Source organism: Breznakia pachnodae (assembly GCF_030814225.1).
Lineage (GTDB): Bacteria > Bacillota_I > Bacilli_A > Erysipelotrichales > Erysipelotrichaceae > Breznakia > Breznakia pachnodae.
Window position 1 is genome coordinate 54,711 of sequence record NZ_JAUSUR010000002.1, and the last position, 19,895, is coordinate 74,605.

17 protein-coding genes are annotated in these 19,895 nt (G+C 32.8%); 2 read left to right on the forward strand and 15 right to left on the reverse strand.

The window, feature by feature from the left end; genetic code table 11:
- Positions 1 to 9 precede the first annotated feature (9 nt).
- From trxB to uvrA, 4 genes are read right to left on the reverse strand one after another with little or no spacing between them, the layout of a single operon-like run.
- Positions 10 to 939, reverse strand: a complete 930-nt coding sequence (gene trxB / locus J2S15_RS06300; protein ID WP_307406517.1) for a thioredoxin-disulfide reductase — start codon at positions 937 to 939, stop codon at positions 10 to 12.
- The gene (gene lgt / locus J2S15_RS06305; protein WP_307406519.1) at positions 918 to 2,399 is read right to left on the reverse strand and encodes a prolipoprotein diacylglyceryl transferase; all 1,482 of its coding nucleotides are present in this window, start codon (positions 2,397 to 2,399) and stop codon (positions 918 to 920) included. The genes trxB and lgt overlap by 22 nt, the downstream gene beginning before the upstream one ends.
- Complete coding sequence (hprK, locus tag J2S15_RS06310) at positions 2,399 to 3,337, reverse strand: HPr(Ser) kinase/phosphatase (RefSeq protein WP_307406522.1); 939 nt, start codon at positions 3,335 to 3,337, stop codon at positions 2,399 to 2,401. The genes lgt and hprK overlap by 1 nt, the downstream gene beginning before the upstream one ends.
- Before the next feature lies 1 nt (position 3,338).
- The gene (gene uvrA, locus J2S15_RS06315; RefSeq protein ID WP_307406524.1) at positions 3,339 to 6,167 is read right to left on the reverse strand and encodes an excinuclease ABC subunit UvrA; all 2,829 of its coding nucleotides are present in this window, start codon (positions 6,165 to 6,167) and stop codon (positions 3,339 to 3,341) included.
- 243 nt (positions 6,168 to 6,410) lie between these two features.
- Between uvrA and J2S15_RS06320 the strand changes: the two genes are divergently transcribed.
- Positions 6,411 to 7,283, forward strand: a complete 873-nt coding sequence (locus J2S15_RS06320) for a PhzF family phenazine biosynthesis isomerase (protein WP_307406526.1) — start codon at positions 6,411 to 6,413, stop codon at positions 7,281 to 7,283.
- A gap of 104 nt (positions 7,284 to 7,387) precedes the next feature.
- Entirely contained in the window at positions 7,388 to 8,281 is an 894-nt protein-coding gene (locus J2S15_RS06325; RefSeq protein ID WP_307406528.1) for a fumarylacetoacetate hydrolase family protein, read from the forward strand.
- 20 nt (positions 8,282 to 8,301) lie between these two features.
- Here the strand turns inward: J2S15_RS06325 and J2S15_RS06330 are convergent, their stop codons facing one another.
- From J2S15_RS06330 to J2S15_RS06380, 11 genes are all read right to left on the reverse strand, one after another.
- Positions 8,302 to 9,312, reverse strand: a complete 1,011-nt coding sequence (locus J2S15_RS06330; protein WP_307406530.1) for a LacI family DNA-binding transcriptional regulator — start codon at positions 9,310 to 9,312, stop codon at positions 8,302 to 8,304.
- A gap of 67 nt (positions 9,313 to 9,379) precedes the next feature.
- The gene (locus tag J2S15_RS06335) at positions 9,380 to 10,156 is read right to left on the reverse strand and encodes a hypothetical protein (protein ID WP_307406533.1); all 777 of its coding nucleotides are present in this window, start codon (positions 10,154 to 10,156) and stop codon (positions 9,380 to 9,382) included.
- An 18-nt stretch (positions 10,157 to 10,174) separates the two neighbouring features.
- Positions 10,175 to 11,317 (reverse strand): glycoside hydrolase family 88 protein, encoded by a 1,143-nt coding sequence (locus J2S15_RS06340; protein ID WP_307406535.1) that lies wholly within the window; start codon positions 11,315 to 11,317, stop codon positions 10,175 to 10,177.
- Positions 11,318 to 11,391: 74 nt separating this feature from the next.
- A complete protein-coding gene (locus tag J2S15_RS06345) occupies positions 11,392 to 12,198 on the reverse strand; it encodes a gluconate 5-dehydrogenase (RefSeq protein WP_307406537.1) in 807 nt (268 codons plus the stop codon).
- A 12-nt stretch (positions 12,199 to 12,210) separates the two neighbouring features.
- The gene (locus tag J2S15_RS06350; RefSeq protein ID WP_307406539.1) at positions 12,211 to 12,852 is read right to left on the reverse strand and encodes an RpiB/LacA/LacB family sugar-phosphate isomerase; all 642 of its coding nucleotides are present in this window, start codon (positions 12,850 to 12,852) and stop codon (positions 12,211 to 12,213) included.
- 70 nt (positions 12,853 to 12,922) lie between these two features.
- Entirely contained in the window at positions 12,923 to 13,942 is a 1,020-nt protein-coding gene (locus J2S15_RS06355; RefSeq protein ID WP_307406541.1) for a sugar kinase, read from the reverse strand.
- A gap of 1 nt (position 13,943) precedes the next feature.
- On the reverse strand, positions 13,944 to 14,594 hold the full coding sequence (eda, locus tag J2S15_RS06360) for a bifunctional 4-hydroxy-2-oxoglutarate aldolase/2-dehydro-3-deoxy-phosphogluconate aldolase (protein ID WP_307406543.1): 651 nt from the start codon (positions 14,592 to 14,594) through the stop codon (positions 13,944 to 13,946).
- 55 nt (positions 14,595 to 14,649) lie between these two features.
- On the reverse strand, positions 14,650 to 15,564 hold the full coding sequence (locus tag J2S15_RS06365; protein WP_307406544.1) for an alpha/beta hydrolase: 915 nt from the start codon (positions 15,562 to 15,564) through the stop codon (positions 14,650 to 14,652).
- Complete coding sequence (locus tag J2S15_RS06370) at positions 15,561 to 16,385, reverse strand: Cof-type HAD-IIB family hydrolase (protein ID WP_307406546.1); 825 nt, start codon at positions 16,383 to 16,385, stop codon at positions 15,561 to 15,563. The genes J2S15_RS06365 and J2S15_RS06370 overlap by 4 nt, the downstream gene beginning before the upstream one ends.
- A complete protein-coding gene (locus J2S15_RS06375) occupies positions 16,375 to 18,147 on the reverse strand; it encodes a DUF2264 domain-containing protein (RefSeq protein ID WP_307406548.1) in 1,773 nt (590 codons plus the stop codon). Before J2S15_RS06375 ends, J2S15_RS06370 begins: the two co-directional genes overlap by 11 nt.
- A gap of 7 nt (positions 18,148 to 18,154) precedes the next feature.
- The gene (locus tag J2S15_RS06380) at positions 18,155 to 19,879 is read right to left on the reverse strand and encodes an ulvan lysase-like protein (protein ID WP_307406549.1); all 1,725 of its coding nucleotides are present in this window, start codon (positions 19,877 to 19,879) and stop codon (positions 18,155 to 18,157) included.
- Positions 19,880 to 19,895: the final 16 nt, after the last annotated feature.

Consider the following 19,895-nt stretch of genomic DNA (forward strand, 5'->3'; position numbering starts at 1 on the left):
CCTTCTTGACTATATACCTTTAATTTTGTGAACTGCTGATTGAGCAGCAATTGCTCCATCATTTGTAGCAGTTACAACTTGGCGCAGATGTTTTTGAAGTACATCACCAGCGCCATAGATTCCAGGGATTGATGTTTCCATATGTTCATTCACGATCATATATCCTTTATCATCTGTAATTCCCATGTCTTTTAAGAATCCTGTAATTGGTACAGCTCCAATATATGGAAACACTGCACTTACTGGGATTTCTTCTTCAGCTCCATCTTTTGCTTTTACTTTTATACCTGTAACCTTCATTCCATCATCTAGAATTTCACTTACCAAACGTTCTTTCACAAATTCAAATTTATCATTTGCCATTACTTTGTCAATAACGATTTGGTCAGCTCTAAATACATCACGACGAATTACAACATATACTTTAGATGCAAATTGAGCAAGATACAACGCTTCTTCTAATGCTGCATTACCACCACCGATAACTGCAACATCTTTTCCTTTAAAGAACGCACCATCACAGACTGCACAGTAAGATACTCCACGTCCAATATTTTCTTGTTCACCCTTTACTCCTAATAATTGCTCCTGTGTTCCAGTTGCAATAAGAACTGCTTTTCCTGCATATACATTTCCATCTTCACAAACAACTCGATGAAAATCATTATCTTCTTTTGATTCTTCAATTCGAACTACATTTCCATATACATATTCAGCTCCAAAAGAAGTTGAATGAATAAACATTTTATTTGCTAGTTCAAACCCATTCACTGAAGTAATTCCTGGCCAGTTACTGATTTCATCAGTTTTTGTCAGTTTTCCCCCAGGTGCACCAGCTTCAACCATAATTGTTTTCAGTCCTGCACGAGAAGCATAAATTGCTGCTGTCATTCCCGCAGGTCCAGCACCAATGATTACTAAATCACAAATTCGTTCCATTCTCGATCCTCCTTGATAATATCTTTGATTTCTATTAAATCATATACGATACTACATGGTTTTGTCTCTTTTAATGCCTGCTCTCTTTTTGGATCGCTGACATAGGCAATACTATAGGCACCCATATTTTTGGCTGTTTTCACATCCACATCACTATCACCTACATAAATAAGTGAATCATGAGGCACCTGCAATAGTTCACATGCTTTTAATAATCCTTCTGGATTAGGTTTTGTATGTTCTACTTCATCTCCAGCAACAACTACTTCAAAGTATGTAAGTAAACCACTGCGTTCTAAACCTTGATTTACTAATTTCTTAAATTTATTCGATACCACTGCCATTTCATAACCTTCTTCTTTTAAATAAGAAAGTAACTCTTTCGCATGTGGTAACGGTTTTATATAGTCATCATGCTTTGCATGATTAAAGTCACGATACGTTTGTACAACTTCATCGACCATTGATTCATCAAAGTACTTTTCAAAAGTAGCTCTTAATGGTGGACCCATAAAACTGCACAGTTCTGCTTCTTCTAATTTATAATCTGGTTTATAAATACTAAACGTATGAATAAAACTATCCATAATCAATTGTTGTGTATCGATTAATGTACCATCTGCATCAAATAAGATAACTGGTTTTTCTTTACGAAATGGATAAAACTTCTTAAATACTTTATTGTATACACCTAAGATTCCTAACAATCCGATTAAAATAAATCCAATTGAAGTTAATTGTGCAACTCGAATACCACCAAGCATTAATGCATCAGTTCTGAATATCTCTACAAAGAAACGTACGATTCCATACCATACTATATAAGCATAGATTAAATCTCCACTACGTTTTCTTCCCCAACGTTTATAGACAACTGTAATTAGAAAAAATCCAATTAAGTTTCCGATTCCTTCATACAAGAACATTGGCTGACGATAAGCACCATTGATGTACATATTATCTTTTATAAAAGATGGGAACCCATTAAAGTAATCAGCACTTACGATTTCACCATAAGCTTCCTGATTCAAAAAGTTACCCCAGCGACCTATTACCTGTCCTAATAGAACATTTGGCATAATACAGTCACCAACTCTTAATAAATTTACTCCCTTTTTTCTGAAATAGAAATAGGCAAATACAATACCAGTCACAAGTCCACCATGAATGGCCAATCCACCTTCCCAAATCTCAAATATCTTCATTGGGTTACCACTGTATTGATCCCATTCAAACACAACATACCAGATACGAGCACCAACAATTACTAACGGCATCATCATAAAGAAGAAATCCTCTAATAACTGTTTGCTGTATCCTAGCTTCTTAGCATTTTTTACTGACAAATAATACGCAAGGATTGCACCAGTTAAAATTAACAGTGCATACCATGCAATATTTAATGTAAAACCACCAAGTTCTATTCTTAGAAAGGTTCTTAAATCCGGAAAAAACTCCATTATTCTTCTCCTTTTTGATTACCAATAAAGGAAAGTACTCTGTTTTCGAATTCTTTTGCACTATCATATCCTTCTTCTTTTAGAACGATATTGGTTACTGCACTTTCAATAATGGTTGCCATACTTCTACCACCACGTAATGGTAAAATGATTTTTGGTATTTCAACACTTAGTATTTCTTCATACTTTGTCTCTTCAATACCAACACGATCATATTCCGCACTGCTATCCCAAGACTTTAGTTCAATCACAAAATCAACTTTTGTTTTTGGTAACGTACAACTTGATCCATATAACTTACGAACATTGACGATTCCAATTCCACGCAGTTCAATAAATCCACCTTCCAATAACTTTGGTGGATATCCAATAATTTCATTATGAATCAGATAACAATCTACAAGATCATCACTGATTAATTGGTGCCCACGACGTACTAAGTCCAAAGCCACCTCACTTTTTCCCATTCCACTTTCTCCACGAATAAGTACTCCTTTACCATAGATACTTAATAGTACCCCGTGTAAAGAATCAATATCCGCTAACTTTTCATCCAGATAAGAAACAATATTAATAATCAATCTAGATGTCTGTTGTTTTGAGCGAAGAATTGGAAAATTCTTACGATAGGCAATCTCTGATAACACTCCAGGACATTCATGATCCTTTGAGATAATTAACAGAGGAGTTTCATCACCAGTCAAGAATTCAAAACTTCTATATTTCTCTTCTTGTGTCATTGTTTTGATGTATTCAACTTCTTTATCTCCCAAAACAACAATTCGTTTTGGTTGTGAATAATCAAAGAATCCTGCAAGTTCCAGACCTGCACGATTGGTATCGGCAATCTGAATTTTACGCTTTAATGATTCTTTATTCCCATGAACAATTTCGAAATTAAAATGTTCAACAAATTCTTTCACTGTGATTGCTCTCATATTATGCCTCCTCTAATACCTTTTTTAAATATTGTCCAGTAAATGATTCTTTGATTGCAGCGATTTCTTCAGGAGTACCAGCTCCCATGATATAACCACCTTCATCTCCACCTTCTGGTCCAATGTCAATTACGTAATCTGCACACTTGATAACATCAAGGTTATGCTCAATAACAACTACTGTATCACCATTGTTTACAATTCTTTGTAGTACCTTCAACAAGGTGTTTACATCACTACTATGTAATCCTGTTGTTGGTTCATCAAGGACAAACATTGTTTTACCAGTTGCCTTACGTTGTAATTCACTAGCAAGTTTTACCCTTTGTGCTTCCCCACCACTTAGTGTAGTCGCACTTTGTCCAAGTTTAATATAACCCAGACCTACATCATATAATGTTTGTAATTTGTGTTTAATCTTATGCACATTCTTAAAGAATTCGATTGCATCTTCTACACTCATCTCTAATACATCATAGATATTCTTACCTTTGTAAGTTACCTGTAATGTTTCTTCATTGTATCGTTTACCACCACATTCTTCACATGGTACATAAACATCTGGCAAGAAGTGCATTGAAATCCTTAAAATTCCATCTCCCTGACAAGCCTCACAACGTCCACCTTTCACATTAAAAGAGAAACGTCCTTTCTCATAACCACGCATTTTAGCTTCTGGTGTTTGCGTAAATAAATCACGAATATCATCAAATACACCTGTATAAGTAGCTGGATTACTTCTTGGAGTACGTCCAATCGGATCTTGAGAAATATTAATAATCTTATCAATATTTTTGATTCCTTTAATCTTCTTACATTTACCAGGTTTAATTCTTACTCTACCTAATTCATGAGAGATTCCTTTTGATAAAATTTCATTTACCAAACTACTCTTACCACTACCACTCACTCCAGTTACAACTGTTAAGGTTCCCAGAGGGAACTTCACATTTACATTTTTCAGGTTGTTTTCACTACCTTCAACAACTTCAACAAATTTCTTGTTACCTTTTTTACGTTCTGTTGGTACATCAATTTTTAAACGACCACTTAAGTAATTAGCAGTCACACTATCTTTGTTGTTGATAATTTCATCATACGTACCATGAGCAACTACTTCACCACCGTGAACCCCTGCTCCTGGTCCAATATCTACAATGTAATCACTTTGACGCATTGTTTCTTCATCATGCTCAACTACAACTAATGTATTACCTAAATCACGCATCTTCTTAAGCGAATCAATCAGGCGATCATTATCTCTTTGGTGAAGTCCAATACTAGGCTCATCCAGTACATAAAGAACTCCTGTTAAGTGAGAACCAATTTGTGTAGCTAAACGAATACGTTGTGCTTCTCCACCACTTAGTGTTCCTGCTAGACGATCCAGTGTCAGATAGTTCAATCCAACATCGCTCAAGAACTGAAGTCTATTTTCAATTTCCTGCAGAATTAATTTCGCAATAGAACGTTGTGTTTCAGTTAAATCCATATTACGAATAAATTGAATTTCCTGTTTAATGCTCATTGTTGTCCATTCATAAATATTAAGACCATTTACTCTAACACTAAGAGCAACTTCATTTAATCTTGTACCATGACATGTTGGACAAGTATCTTCCATCATAAATGATGCATACCATTCTCTTGAGAATGATGACGTTGTTTCCATGTAACGACGTTCAATCAGGGTTACTACACCTTCAATATATTCTTTTTTACTAGTCACATTTCCTGACTTTGAATACATATTGTAAGAGATTGGATCTTTACTTCCATAAAGAACCATATCTAATTCTTTCTTCGTAAAATCTTTGATTGGTTTATCAATATCAATATTATAATAATCACAAAGTGCTTTAAAACGTTGCCACTCCAGATTATCTTTCTTTAAAATATTCTTATAATATACAATACCACCCTTACGAATAGAAAGCTTGCGATCTGGCATTAAAACATCCAAGTCCACACGTTGTGTAAATCCTAAACCTTTACAAGTATCACACGCACCAAAAGGAGCGTTAAACGAAAATAATCTAGGTTCTAACTTTGGAACACTAAATCCACAGTACTTACATGAGTAATTTGAAGAGAATAACAGCTCTTGGTTATCACTACCATAAGTAACAATAACCAATCCATCACTTAGCTTTACTGCACTCTCAAGTGAATCATGAATTCTTCCACGATCATCACCTTTTACAATTCTATCAACTACCACATCAATATCATGGCGTTTGTTTTTTTCCAATGCTTCTACTTCTTCCAGTAGTTTATTTTCACCATCAATACGTGCACGCACATATCCTTCTTTCATAAGTTTTTCTAAAAGATCCTTATGTGTACCTTTTTTATTATGTACAACTGGTGCTAAAATCTGTAGTCTCACCTTATCAGGAAGTTCCATTACTTGATCAACCATCTGTTTGATTGTCTGTGAAGTAATTGGTTCATTATGATTCGGACAATATGGAACCCCAATACGCGCATATAAAAGACGCAAGTAATCATAGATTTCAGTAGCAGTTGCAACTGTTGATCTAGGGTTATTACTTGTTGTCTTCTGGTCGATTGAAATTGCTGGTGAAAGTCCTTCAATACTATCTACATCTGGCTTCTCACTATTTCCTAAAAACTGACGTGCATATGCACTTAATGATTCCATGTAGCGTCGTTGTCCTTCCGCATAAATGGTATCAAATGCAAGTGACGTTTTCCCAGAACCTGAGACTCCAGTCATTATTACTATTTTGTCACGAGGAATATCCAAACTTACGTTCTTTAAGTTATTCTCTCGTGCTCCTTTAATCGATATTATGTCATTTTTCATTTTTTCACCTTACCCTGCACTCTATTATACCATTTTTCAAATGAAATTTTGGTATATATTGTACAATATTTTCTAAACTAAATAACGAAAAGAATAGAGAAATTTCTCTATTCTTCCCAGTTTACTCAGTTGAAATTAATAATACCATCTTTTCATATTTTTTCAACGATTTTGACCAGTTAATCATGTATTGCTTCTGATTTCTTTATTTTATAGTATAATTCTAGAAAAAGGGGATTTACTATGAAACATGTTAACGTATATCAAATCGATGCATTCACTAAAACTCCTGGATTAGGAAATCCTGCAGGAGTTATTCCAAATGGAGATTTGTACACAAGTGAAGAAATGCAGACCATAACAAAAGCAGTAGGATTTAATGAATGTGTATTCATCTGTTCGTCGGATTCTGCTGATGCTTATTTACGATATTTCACTCCAGGATATGAGACACCATTGTGTGGACATGCAACAATTGCTGCTATCTATTATTTAGCTCAAGATTTAAAGTCGGATAAAACTTTTGTAATCAAAACGAATGCAGGTATCCTAACAATGAATTACCGATATGATTCTCAAGAAATAGAAATGCAACAGGCAAAACCTAAAGCCATTGCTTTTGAAGGAGATGTTGAAAAGTTGTGTGCAAGTATTGGTATATCTACAGATGACTTATACCCTAATTTACCAATTACTTATGGAAATACTGGATCTTGGACTCTGCTAGTCCCAGTGAAAGATGAAACAATTTTAGATAAAATGAATGCAGATAACAATCTTTTTCCAGATATACTAACTGAAGTACCCAAAAGTTCTATTCATCCTTTTTCGATTGATGATAAGGAACATATGATATTTCATGCACGTCATTTTTCTTCACCATACTCACAAACCAAAGAAGATTCTGTAACTGGAACGGCTTCTGGGGTAATGGGTGTATATGCATTGGACCATATTTATCCTAACTTAGATAAAATTTTACTCCACATTCACCAAGGAAAACAAATGAATAAAGAAGGTAATCTAAATGTATCAGCTATTCGTAATAATGAAGGTCATGATATTAAGATATACGGAACTGCTGTTTTCAATAAAAAATTATCAATTTCATATTAAATGCCAGCATTTGCTGGCATTTACTTTAATAATAACACTTAATAGACGAATGACTTACTAAACCGGTTTATGTTATAATATTAATATATAAAATGAGGTAAAATATGAAATTTGGAAGTTATAAATATCAAAATAAAGACTATATAGGTGTTCTATCTAAAGATGAACAATCAATGATTGATGTAAGTAAAATTCTACATTGTGATTATGATGCAAATATGAATACTTTCATTCAACAAACAACTGATGCTGAATTACAAGTAATTAAAAATAAGATTGAAACTAGTAATATCGCTGGCCATCCAATTGATTCTATTTCTTTGTATTCACCAATCCGTAAACCAATTCATGATATTTTATGTGTAGGTGTAAACTATGAAGATCACAAAAAAGAAGCAGTGAGTTCACTCAATGATAATACACTTCAAAAACCTAAAAGACCGGTATTGTTTACAAAACGTGCAAATTCAATTATTGGACCAAATGCTTCTTTACATGCATGTTTTGATCTTGATAATGAAGTTGACTATGAGGCAGAACTTGCAATCATTCTTAGAAAAAATGGCAAAAATATTGATTCTAAAAATGCTATTGATTGTATCTTTGGTTATTCAGTATTTAATGACTTCTCGTCTAGAACACTACAACGTGAACATACACAATGGTTAAAAGGAAAAAGTCTTGACGAGTACTCATCAATGGGGCCATTTATTGTTACTGTTGATGAGTTTAATATTAATAATAATTATAAAATTCAATCAACAGTAAATGACGAACTTCGGCAAAATTCTTCACTTGATTACATGATTTATAAAATACCTGAACTTATTTCTGTAATATCTGCAGGTATGACATTAGAAGCTGCAGATATTATTGCAACCGGTACACCAGCTGGAGTTGGTATGGGATTTCAACCTCCTCGATACCTAAAGGAAAATGATTTTGTATCTTGTACAATTGAAGGAATAGGTACATTAACTAATAAGATTGTAAAATAAAACAACATTCGCATGTTGTTTTATTTTGTTGATTCATTCCAATTTACATGACAATTTAATACTTGTTGATGTGGAACATCATTATTTTCTTCGATTTGGTCAATTAGAATAGCTGCTGCTTGTTGACCTTCTTCATAAGCAGGTTGCACTATTGTAGATACCGTTGGTGAAGAAAAGTTTGTCCACTCTGTATTATCAAATCCAAGTAATCCAATATTATCTAAAGAATCTGAATAGTTATTCTTTAGTACCATAAACACTTCTGGTAATGCCCAGCAATTTGGAACAAAAATTAAGTTTTTCTCATTAATATTAATATGTTTTTTTATAAAATCATGAATAACTTTGTAATCTGTTTTATAATCATCAATAACAAGTTTATCCAGTTCTAAATCATGATCTGTTAATGCATCAATAAATCCTTTTGCACGTTCCATTCTTGTTGATAATAAACTTGTATCCGCAGTAATTAAAATATAGTTATCATAGCCTTTATTAATACATTCTTTTGTTGCATCATATGTTGCATCATAATTATTCGTTTTTACCCAACTTGTTTTCAAGTCATAAATTTCACTATCAAAGAAGACTAATGATTTCTTTGCATCCTTTAACTTATTGGTTTGTTTTCTAAATTGAGAAGTGGGCTGAACAATAAATCCATCTACTCCCATTGATAACATGCGATCTATATAAACTTCTTCACGATTAAAATCATAATTACTATTACCCACAATTATTTGATAGCCTTTTTTACTGGCTACATCTTCAATCCCTTTAACAATCTGATTAGAGAAAGTATTAGTAATATCACCAATTACAACACCCAGTAACTTTGAGTTCTTTGAATTGAGACTTCTAGCAACAATACTTGGCTGGTATCCAGTTTCTTCAATTGCCTTTTCTATACGGTCTTTTGTTTTCTTAGACATTTTACCGTTTTTGCCATTTAGATAAAAAGAAACTGTTGTTTTCGACGTACCTGCCATCTGAGCAATTTCTTTAATTGTAACTTTTGATTTATTCACCATATCAGACTCCCTTTACCATTAAATTATATAGAATAATTCTTAATTAGTAAACAGTTTACTAATTTTTCTATCCCTTTCCCCAAACTTCTATCTGACTTAATGCTGGATACTGTGATTCATCATTTGATTTCACTAGATTTTCTAGTATTATCCATTCTATTTTCTTCTCTGAAAATTGAAACATTTGTGCTAATCCTGTTTTATGAAGAGACAACTCCATAGTATCGCCATTAGAGAACGTAAGTGAACACTGTTGCCAATAACTATCATGTGGAAAGTCTGCTCGTAGATATAATTTTATTTTATCGATTGTTACTATTCGTTTAAAATCAATTTTCAAATATGCATCATTTTGTTTATTGATTCCCCAAGAGCCATGAGGCCAACTACCATGATTTACAGTACTAAATGTTCCATTGATTACATTGCATGCATAGAATTGAGGGTTATCAGTTTCTACATTACTACTCGCATGTGGAAATATCGCATCATTATCTATAAAATCATGAGTATTAAGAGCAAGATTACGATAATTCTTCAATTCCTTAAAATTGCAAATTCTAGCACTTCCTAAATGACGGACCCCTTTAAATGACTGTTCTTGATATCTTTTTCTCTCTAGATTTTCGGGAATACAAAACTTTACTTCCTTAGTTAACCACACTATGCATGGATGCAGACAAGAATCTAGACATATCTCAACTAGTTGTGGATAAATACTACTCATTAAGGATATTTGATCTTCTGAACAGTATTCTCCTCGATAGGCTATCTTCACCTCATCTTCTCCACTAGCTTCTTTTTTAACTTTACCTTCCTTATTAATTATTTTCATCACTAACATAGAAATCTAAACCTTTGCTTACCATAATAAAATATCTTTGTCCATAAGCCTAAGTATCGCTTCTATAAAGAAGTAATCTCCATAGATAATTGGCACATGGCGATCATCCTCAGTAAAGTAAGATCCACTTCCCATCTGTACAATAGAATCAAATGTCGGATCCCAATTACAGAATTTTTCATCTATGGCCTTTAATATTTTTAGTGCTAAATCTATATAAAATTTTCTTTCGTCTGCTTCAACATGATTTGATATTTCTAAAAATCCACAGGCAGCACATACACCTGCAGTTGAGTCCCAATATTGTGGACTTTTTGGAGATCGGAAATCAATTACAGTAAGGTAATCATATTGCTCAATTTCTGACAAAAAATAATTCGCTATTTTCTTTGATGTTTCTAAATATTCCATTTTCCCTGTATATTTATAACTTAAAGCAAACCCATAGATTGCCCATGCTTGTCCTCTTGACCAAGATGAACCTGATGCATATCCCTGACCAGCTGGTGTATCTAATAAGTTTCCATTAGTAGGGTCTAATGCAATGATATGATTACATGATCCATCTTTTCTTACGGTTTTATTCATTACCGTATCTGCATGATCCATTGCAATATATTCAAAACGTGGGTCACCAATTTCATCTCTTGCCCAATATAACAATGGAAGGTTCATCATACTATCAACAATCACCCATCCAGCTCGATCGCGGTTCCAAGAACGAATAAATTTTCCTCTTGGATTATATCTGCCTGCCAACAAATGAGCGGCATGTAAGGCACGTGCTTTTGAACGTTCATTTTTTGTCATTCGATAATTTGCTACTGAAGTGTGTAGCCACATAAAACCAACATCATGATGTAATCCAGTATATACCTCTAACGCTCGATCCAATTTATCCTCGATTTCTTCTGCTGTAGTTTTATAGAATTCATTTTTTGTAGCATGATACATTTGCCACAAAATTCCTGGCCAGAATCCATTTGTCCACCAAACAATATCCTGATCACTATCACTCATATCTTTTTTATATTTGCCATTTTCTGCAATATATGGAATATGATTTTTAATTCGATGACACTCGGCTTCTATTTTAGTTTCTATTTTTTTATAAGTATCACTTAACCAAATACTGTCATTCTTACTCAATTTATATTTCATATTAATCTCCTGCACTTTTCAATTTATATTTCCAAAATAAGCGAAAAAGCATCATATTAAAGATGCTTTATTTGCTAAGGTTGTTTTCCAATATATGCTAAAATACCACCATCTACATAAAGAATATGTCCATTTACAAAATTACTTGCATCACTTGCCAAAAAGACTGCTGGTCCCATTAGATCTTCTGGTACCCCCCATCTTGCTGCAGGTGTCTTAGAGATAATGAATTGATCAAATGGATGTCTTGTTCCATCCTCTTGTTTCTCTCTTAATGGTGCAGTTTGTGGTGTTGCTATATATCCTGGACCTATTCCATTACACTGAATATTTGCTTCTCCATACTCACTACAAATATTTTTAGTAAGCATCTTTAATCCACCTTTTGCAGCTGCATAAGCACTAACTGTTTCGCGTCCAAGTTCAGACATCATAGAACAAATATTAATTATTTTTCCACTCCCCTTTTTTATCATAGACGGTAGTACAGCCTTTGATACGATAAAGGGTGCATTCAAATCAACATCAACTACTTGACGGAAATCTTCAACACTCATCTCAAGCATTGGAATCCGTTTGATAATCCCTGCATTGTTCACTAGAATATCAATCGCTCCAATTTCTTTTTCTACTTTTTCAATGAGTTCATTAACAGAATTTTCATCAGTCACATCGCACACATATCCATGTGCAGGAATTTCTTCCTTGTGATAGTTTTCTTTTCCTTGTTGAAGTGTTTCTTCGCTTAGTGTATTATAAACAATCGTACATCCTGCCTCATGAAATGCTTTTGCAATAGCAAAACCAATACCATGAGTCGCACCTGTTATCAAAGCAATTTTTCCATCTAAGCGAAAGCTACTCATACTAAATTCATTCATTTGATTTCCTCCTTAACCTTCTATTACTTCACTTAAATATTCTGATATTTCGTTATCCTTACTATTTTTAAAGAAAAGTTCCTTAAACTCTGGATAATCAATTGTTTCTTTTAAAAACGTCTGATCCATTTCCTTTAATATTTCTAAAAGTGGTTTATAAGTTACTTTTTTTATTTCATCCAATATTTTTTTATTTCTTTGTTCAGGAACAACTCTATCTTTTGGATATCCACCACCAAATTTTTCTGAAAATAGTTTTTCAAAAGTATATCTTAAGTTAATTTCTGCTCCCCATCCAAAGTTTTGAGCAAATGGCATTGCAATGGCATTTCCATCATTTACTTGACCAAATATATATGCATCTACCGCATCCGTCACATGACCACATAAAACATTAGGAAATGAATTACACGCCAACATAGCACCTTGCCCAGTACCACAACCTGTAATTACAAAATCAACTGCCTTAGTAGTTAATAATATCGATGCTAATAGACCACATTTAACATAAGTTAACTGATGTTCTTGTGATGCACAATACATACCATAATTATCTACTGTATGTCCTACCTTTTTCGCTTCACTTTCTAACTCATTAAAAATAAGTTTATTTTTATCTGCTTGTGAATTTTCATTAATTAATGCAATTTTCATAATATTTACCTAGCATATTCTTTATGACTACTTTTGTCCTCAATATGCATTTCCTCTCTTTTAATATAAATTAACGTTGTACCCTTCCTGAACCATCACCTTTTACTAATTGTGATATCTCTTCTATACTTACATGATTAAAGTCTCCCTCAATGGAGTGCTTTAATGCACTTGCTGCTACTGCATACTCAATTGTTTCTTGTGCATCAAATTTATTTAATAATGCATAAATAAGTCCAGCACCAAAGCTATCACCACCACCTACACGATCAACAATTCTAAGTTTATATTGCTTCGAATGATATGCTTTTCTACCATCAAACAAAATTGCGGACCAATTATTATCAGAAGCGCTAATACTTTCACGCAAAGTGATCGCAACCCCACTAAATGAAAATTGATTATGTAGTTGTTTTGCTACATCGATATAACTTTCATGATGAATTTCTCCACTTGTAACATTTGTATAATCTGCGTGAATACCAAATACATCTGCAGCATCCTCTTCATTAGCGATACATACATCTACATATTGGCATAACTTAGACATAGTTTTATTCGCTTCTTCCTTACTCCATAATTTTTTTCGGTAATTAAGATCGCATGAAATCTTAATTCCTTTCTCTTTTGCCTTCTTACAAGCAATTTCACAGATATCTGCTAGTTCACAGCTAAGTGCGGGTGTAATTCCTGTAAAGTGAAACCAATCAACTTCATTAAATATAGAATCCCAATCAAAGTCAGAAATGGTTGCTTCAGCTATAGCTGAATGGGCTCTGTCATAAATAACTTTGCTAGCTCTTTGTGATGCACCTTTTTCTAAATAATAGATTCCAATTCTTTCTCCACCACGAACAATATTACTTGTATCTACTCCATATCTTCTTAGGTTATTTAACGCACATTGTCCAAGTTCATGTTTTGGTAATTTAGAAACAAAAACTGACTCGATTCCATAATTTGCTAAAGATACTGCAACATTTGCTTCACCTCCACCAAAGGTTGCTTCATAATGATCTGCTTGCAGGAATTTTAAATAACCTTCTGGAGCTAGACGCAACATGATTTCTCCAAATGATACTACTTTCATACTAATTCCTTTCTTGGTCTACTGACACTTTTTTTAATGCAGAAACAACAAGTTCTGTAATTTTTTCATACTCTTCAGCATCTACTAATGCTTCTTTCACCATCCAACTACCACCACATGCAATTACTTTCCTATTCTTTAAATACATATTGATGTTGTTTTCATTTATTCCTCCAGTAGGAATAAACTTTAAATTTGGAAATGGTGCTGAAATTGCTTGGATTGCTTCTATGCCTCCACTTGTCTTTGCAGGAAAGAATTTAACTATATCAATGCCTAATGATACTGCTAGCTGTGCTTCTGAAGCAGTCGATATTCCTGGAATAATTACATACTTCTTTTTTTCACAGTAACGTATTAATTCTTCTGAAATACCAGGTGATATCAAGAAGTCTGCTCCTGCCTGTATTGCTTCATCTGCTTGTTTTGTATTAATGATGGTTCCGGCAGCAACCACCATTTCTGGATAAGCCTGCTTTATTTTATATATAGCTGAAGCAGCATACTCACTTCGAAATGTAATTTCTGCTACCTCTAGATTTCCAGCAATTAAGGCATTTGCTAGTGAAACCGCTTTGTTATCATCGTTAATTTTTATTACTGGAAGTATTTTTATATCTTCCAATTTTTTTATCACATCATTAAGATTCATCATATCCTCCTTCTTTATACTCAACTATCTATCTAATAGATAAGCTAATTGTCTGTTATGTATAGTATTTAAATAACTCACTATATTGATTAAAAAATTCATCATCTAAGTCATCTTTTTTCTTTATTTTTTTATATGTATCTATATTTATTTCAATTTCATTTATATTATTATCAAAAAATATCCCATGGAAAAATATAGCTATCTGTCTAGCAACATTCATCATTGATAAATCTCCATTAATCATAAAGTGGTCAGCATCTTTTACTTTTAGAAAAATCGATTTTGGTATTGCATCATGTAATCGTTGAGAATGCTTAATTGGTACAAACAAATCATCCTCACCATGAACAATCATTGTTGGAGGCATAGATGATGTAACATAGTGTAATGGATTGGCTAAATCTACCAAGTCCTTTATCTCATCTATTGTCTCAATTTCTTTTCCAAATAGTCTTGCTGCTGCACCATCACCATCTTTAATTGCTTCATATAAATCAATCGCACCTGCAACAGATGCACAAGCCTGGACAATGCTTGAAGTTTCATTCTCCCATTTTGAATGATTACCACTTAACGCTGCTAACATTGCTAAATGAGCACCTGAACTATGACCCCAAATCGCTATCTTATCCCCATCTATTCCATATTGTTTTCCATTTGTTCGTAAAAATCGAATAGCTTCTTTTATATCGATAATTTGTTGAGGAAAAATTGCTTCTCTTTTTAATGTATAGTTAATACTTACTGCAACCATGCCTAAATCCGCCATAGCCAGATTCCAAACATGACCACCATAGTTGTCTTTACTACCATTCCCCCATCCTCCACCATGAAGATAGATTACAGCGGGACGTAGTTCATTACAGTCTACTGATGAAATAATATCCATCAGTAATGGTTTAACAGACCTTGAGTATTCTACATTCATATAAGAAATATAGTTCTCTTTTATTATTTTCTCGTTCATAGAACCTCCTTAAACACATCTAATAATGCATATCCAACTCCATCTTCATTATTACTTAAACATATCTTATCAGAATGTTTCTTTGTTGATTCAGATGCATTTGCCATCGCTATTCCTAATCCAACTGATTTCAACATCCTGTTGTCATTTTCACCATCTCCAAATGCAATTATATTTTCCATGTTTACTTTGGATAATTCAGATATTCTACTTAATGCAATTTCTTTTCCAATACCTTTCGCCATAATTTCAACCCAATTATCTTTTGTGTGAAACACTTGATAATCTATTAATTGTTCTTTGAGTTCTGATAAAACTTCTTGGAAAACTCTTTTATGATGAAGATAAGCTACCTTATATGCAGTCATTTGACTTAAAGAATCTATTTTCAACTCATGAAGTTCAGAGAGAAATTCCTCTATATCTTCAATTTTATCTTTTGTATAATATGTATTTTCTACATAATTATTTTCTCCTGTGAAAAACACCATTTTCATTCCTTGAGATTTACCAACATCATAAATCTTACATAATTCATTAGCACATAACATTCTCCCTGTATATAGTAATTGCTTTTTTCCACTATATATCTGCAAGCCATTATATGTGATAACATAATTTCCATCATAATCTTGTAATTTCAATTTTCTGATTGCATCAGATGCTCCTTCGTAGTTTCGTCCAGTTGCAATCGCAAAGCGAATTCCTTTTCTTAATAATTCTTGAATTATAGATTTTGTATACTCTGTGATTTCATTGAAGTCATTGTATAATGTACCATCTAAATCCAAAACAACCATCTTATAGTAACTATTGATCATGAAACAAAATCTCTTGATTTGACACAACAATAGAATGTTCTCTTAGTTCTATACCTATACTTTTAAATGAATCAATGTTCTCTGTTTTAATATAAGTTCCAAAAATCTTTGTGTCATTAACTTTTATCCTTGCACACGGTATTAGTGTTTTTTCTGGTGTTAATAAGTTTGCATTTGGTGGATTTTTCACTAATTCTATCTCTGTGTTTTTTAATAAATCATAAATCCCACAAAATCCATTATCCCCCTCCAGCAAAGCTTTATCTGTATCATTTTGAATTTTAATATTATCATTATCAATAATTGGAAATCCGCCATCATATAATGTAAGTGATTTATTTGTAATCACCTTATGAATTCGCATATGTCCATCCTCTTTTGGAATTAGAATACTATATATAGCAGTACCTTCGTATGGCTTCCACACTGATACCATATAATAATCATTTAGATATAAAAGTTTTGGTTTTCTTCGTAATATAAAATTTCCATTTTCATCTTCTATACTTAAGGTAGAATCTAATGCCATTCGTTCTTTTACATAATAATCTCTTGATAAATTGAATGCATACTTTGATGAATATGCAAATTTGCAATACTTATCTGCAACACCACCAGGTTCGAATGATACATATTGCTCTCCAGAAAATGCAATAGCTTCATTTGTTAGTGATTGAACTAACATATATGCATGTGGTAATGCCTTCGATAGAGAACCTTTTGGAAGTGGTTCTTCCTTTACAGTCCAAAACAAGTGATCTTTTGGTAATGCTAAAATCAATAAAGACTTAAATGCCCAATAAGGCGATCCTGGACCGTTATAGTCTTCTGCTAAAACAAGATTTTCATAACCATATCCAATTGTCAGAATCCCTGATTTATCATAGATTTCTTGTTGGAACCACCATCTCAAATTTCTTAAAACAATACCTTTTATTACACCTATTGGATATGGGTATACTTCTGCAAAAGCACAAGCGCTCCAAAATGCACATTGTGCAAAACGATATGTCATACTTCTACCAAATGGAATTGCTCTTCCTTCTCTGTCAAAAAAATTAATAAAGTCTTTTCCAAAAATTAATGCTCGTTGTTTCCACTTTTCACATCGTTTGGGATCTTCTTTATCCATTGTTTTCACATATATTAAGGAATAGAAATGAAATGCGAATGAAATATAGTAATCCCTTTGCTTTGTTTTACCATCTTGATACCATCCATCACCAATATAAAATGATTCAATATAATCTAAACTCTCATTCATTATTTCTATTGGATAACTATGATTATTCTTTAATAGTGCTACACAAATAAGCACACGGAAAAACTGCCAGTTATTTTTTGGATAATCATATTTAATTCCATGTTCCAGCCATCGTAAAAGTTGTTCCTTTTCAGTAGAATCAAAATAATTATCTATTTTATCAGAAGCTAATATGAGCACGCATGCGAGAGCTGCCATTTCTACTAATTTTTGTGATCTATTGCACGATTCACCCCAATATTCTGCATCAGAGATAGTTGTTCCATGTTTAATTCCATCAAGAAAGTGATGTAAATGTTTAACATCTCCATTGCCAGCAAGACAGGGAGCAATCCCCCAAAATAGTCTTGCAAATCCTTCAAATTCTTGAATTTCTCTACTATATTTAGTTCGTGTGTTCCCTATATTTAATCTAGCATTATTAATTGATAAATAAGGATAAACACAGTCCAACATTTCATTTAGTTTATTTTCTAGGTCTTTTCTTGTACTAATCATAGGCACCTCAACTAATAGAGAACGATATTTCAGTTTCTACATTTTTCTTTATCATCACTTTACATCTTCTTGCATACACTCCTGGTACAGGATTATAGATGGTATTTTTATCTATAGACATAACACCATTAGTTTCAGCAACTAAAGTTACTCCATTTCTTTCTATAAACAAATGATTTTCTTTTTGAGATATAGAATCATTAATCTGAACAAATGGAAAAATAAAATCCATATCCTCTTCGCTAAGAATGGATATTTTCAGTTTATCTTCAAAGATAAATCTGATTATTGCACTAGGACCTTTTTCCTGATTTATTGATGTAAGTACTGTTTTTACTGTTATTATTGATTCTTTCTTACTAATCAGCGCATTATAATCATATATTTGTGAATAAACGTTTTGTTTATTAGTAATCTCTAATCTTGGAGTCATACATGTATTGCTACTTTCTCTTAGAGCATACATATTGTTTGATTCTATTGGCTTATAGATGTTCATTGATGATACAAATATAAGTCCGAATGTTTTATGCTTCAGCAGTGATAAACAGCCTCCACTAGTATGACCTTCTTTTACATATTCATAATCATAGCTTGTTAATGTTGCTCTCCAATTACAATAATTAATAATCATTGTATTTAGCGTTTGAAAATAAGAAGTTGTATTGTGTTTATGAATATTTGTAGTTATATTTTTTGCTGAGAGATTCATAACCAATAAATCAGCTAATCCCATCGCTTGAGTAAATGTCATATGAATACATGTTTGATCATATCCATCAGAAAATCCTTCTTGTAGCAATCCATTTACTGTTGCATTCTTCAATAACTTTAAATTTCTCAAAACAAATATTTCATATTCAGGTCTTGTATATTGTCTTGCAATCTTTAACAAAACTGCATTGCATCCTTTAGCAGTTTTACTTCCCCAATAAGTCCATTTATAATTTCTAGATCCAAAACTGTTATCAATACCTCCATCATCTAATAGAAAATATTTGTGATGATTAAACAATTTAACAATCTCTTCTTTCATGTTCTCATCTTCTAAAAGCTCTGCACACATAAATAATGCTGGCAGTGATTCTTCTAAATTGTATCCAATGTCAATTGCATTACAGCCTCTGCTTGTTTGTACTCTTCTTGGGCTTCCTTCTCCAATGATTAATCCTTCTTGATTCACATAAGACATTGCCTCATTATACAAGGACTTGGATTTGTCATAATATTTTTGAGTATGAAATAACTTCCATCCCCATGCCAATGCTTCACTTGCAGTTATTGTGTAATTTACATTACCACCAAGTGTATCTATATTCATATATAGATACTCTAATGCTTTTTCTAATCTTTTCTTCCATTGCTTTTTATATTCTTCTAATATGCTACTTGAGCAATAATGAATAATATGAGCATATCGAATTATTGTAAATACGGTAATTCCTTTCCACATTTTGTCACGGTCATTAAAGTAACTTCCATCTTCATTGGATAGCATTCGCTCTTCCCACTTAGACAAAGCAATTGCTTTATCTAAATACCCTTCATTTGGAAATGATTGTTGCAGTACGAGTAATGGATACATTAAATCAGCAATCCGTCCATGTACTTTTGTACAACAGGGACATAATATTGCACCATCAAAACTTAACATCTTTTCACTATTGTACTGATAGACTAATAAACTATCGCACCATTCTTTTAACAAACAAATCATTTCTTCATGTTTCATAAATTACCTCATTTAC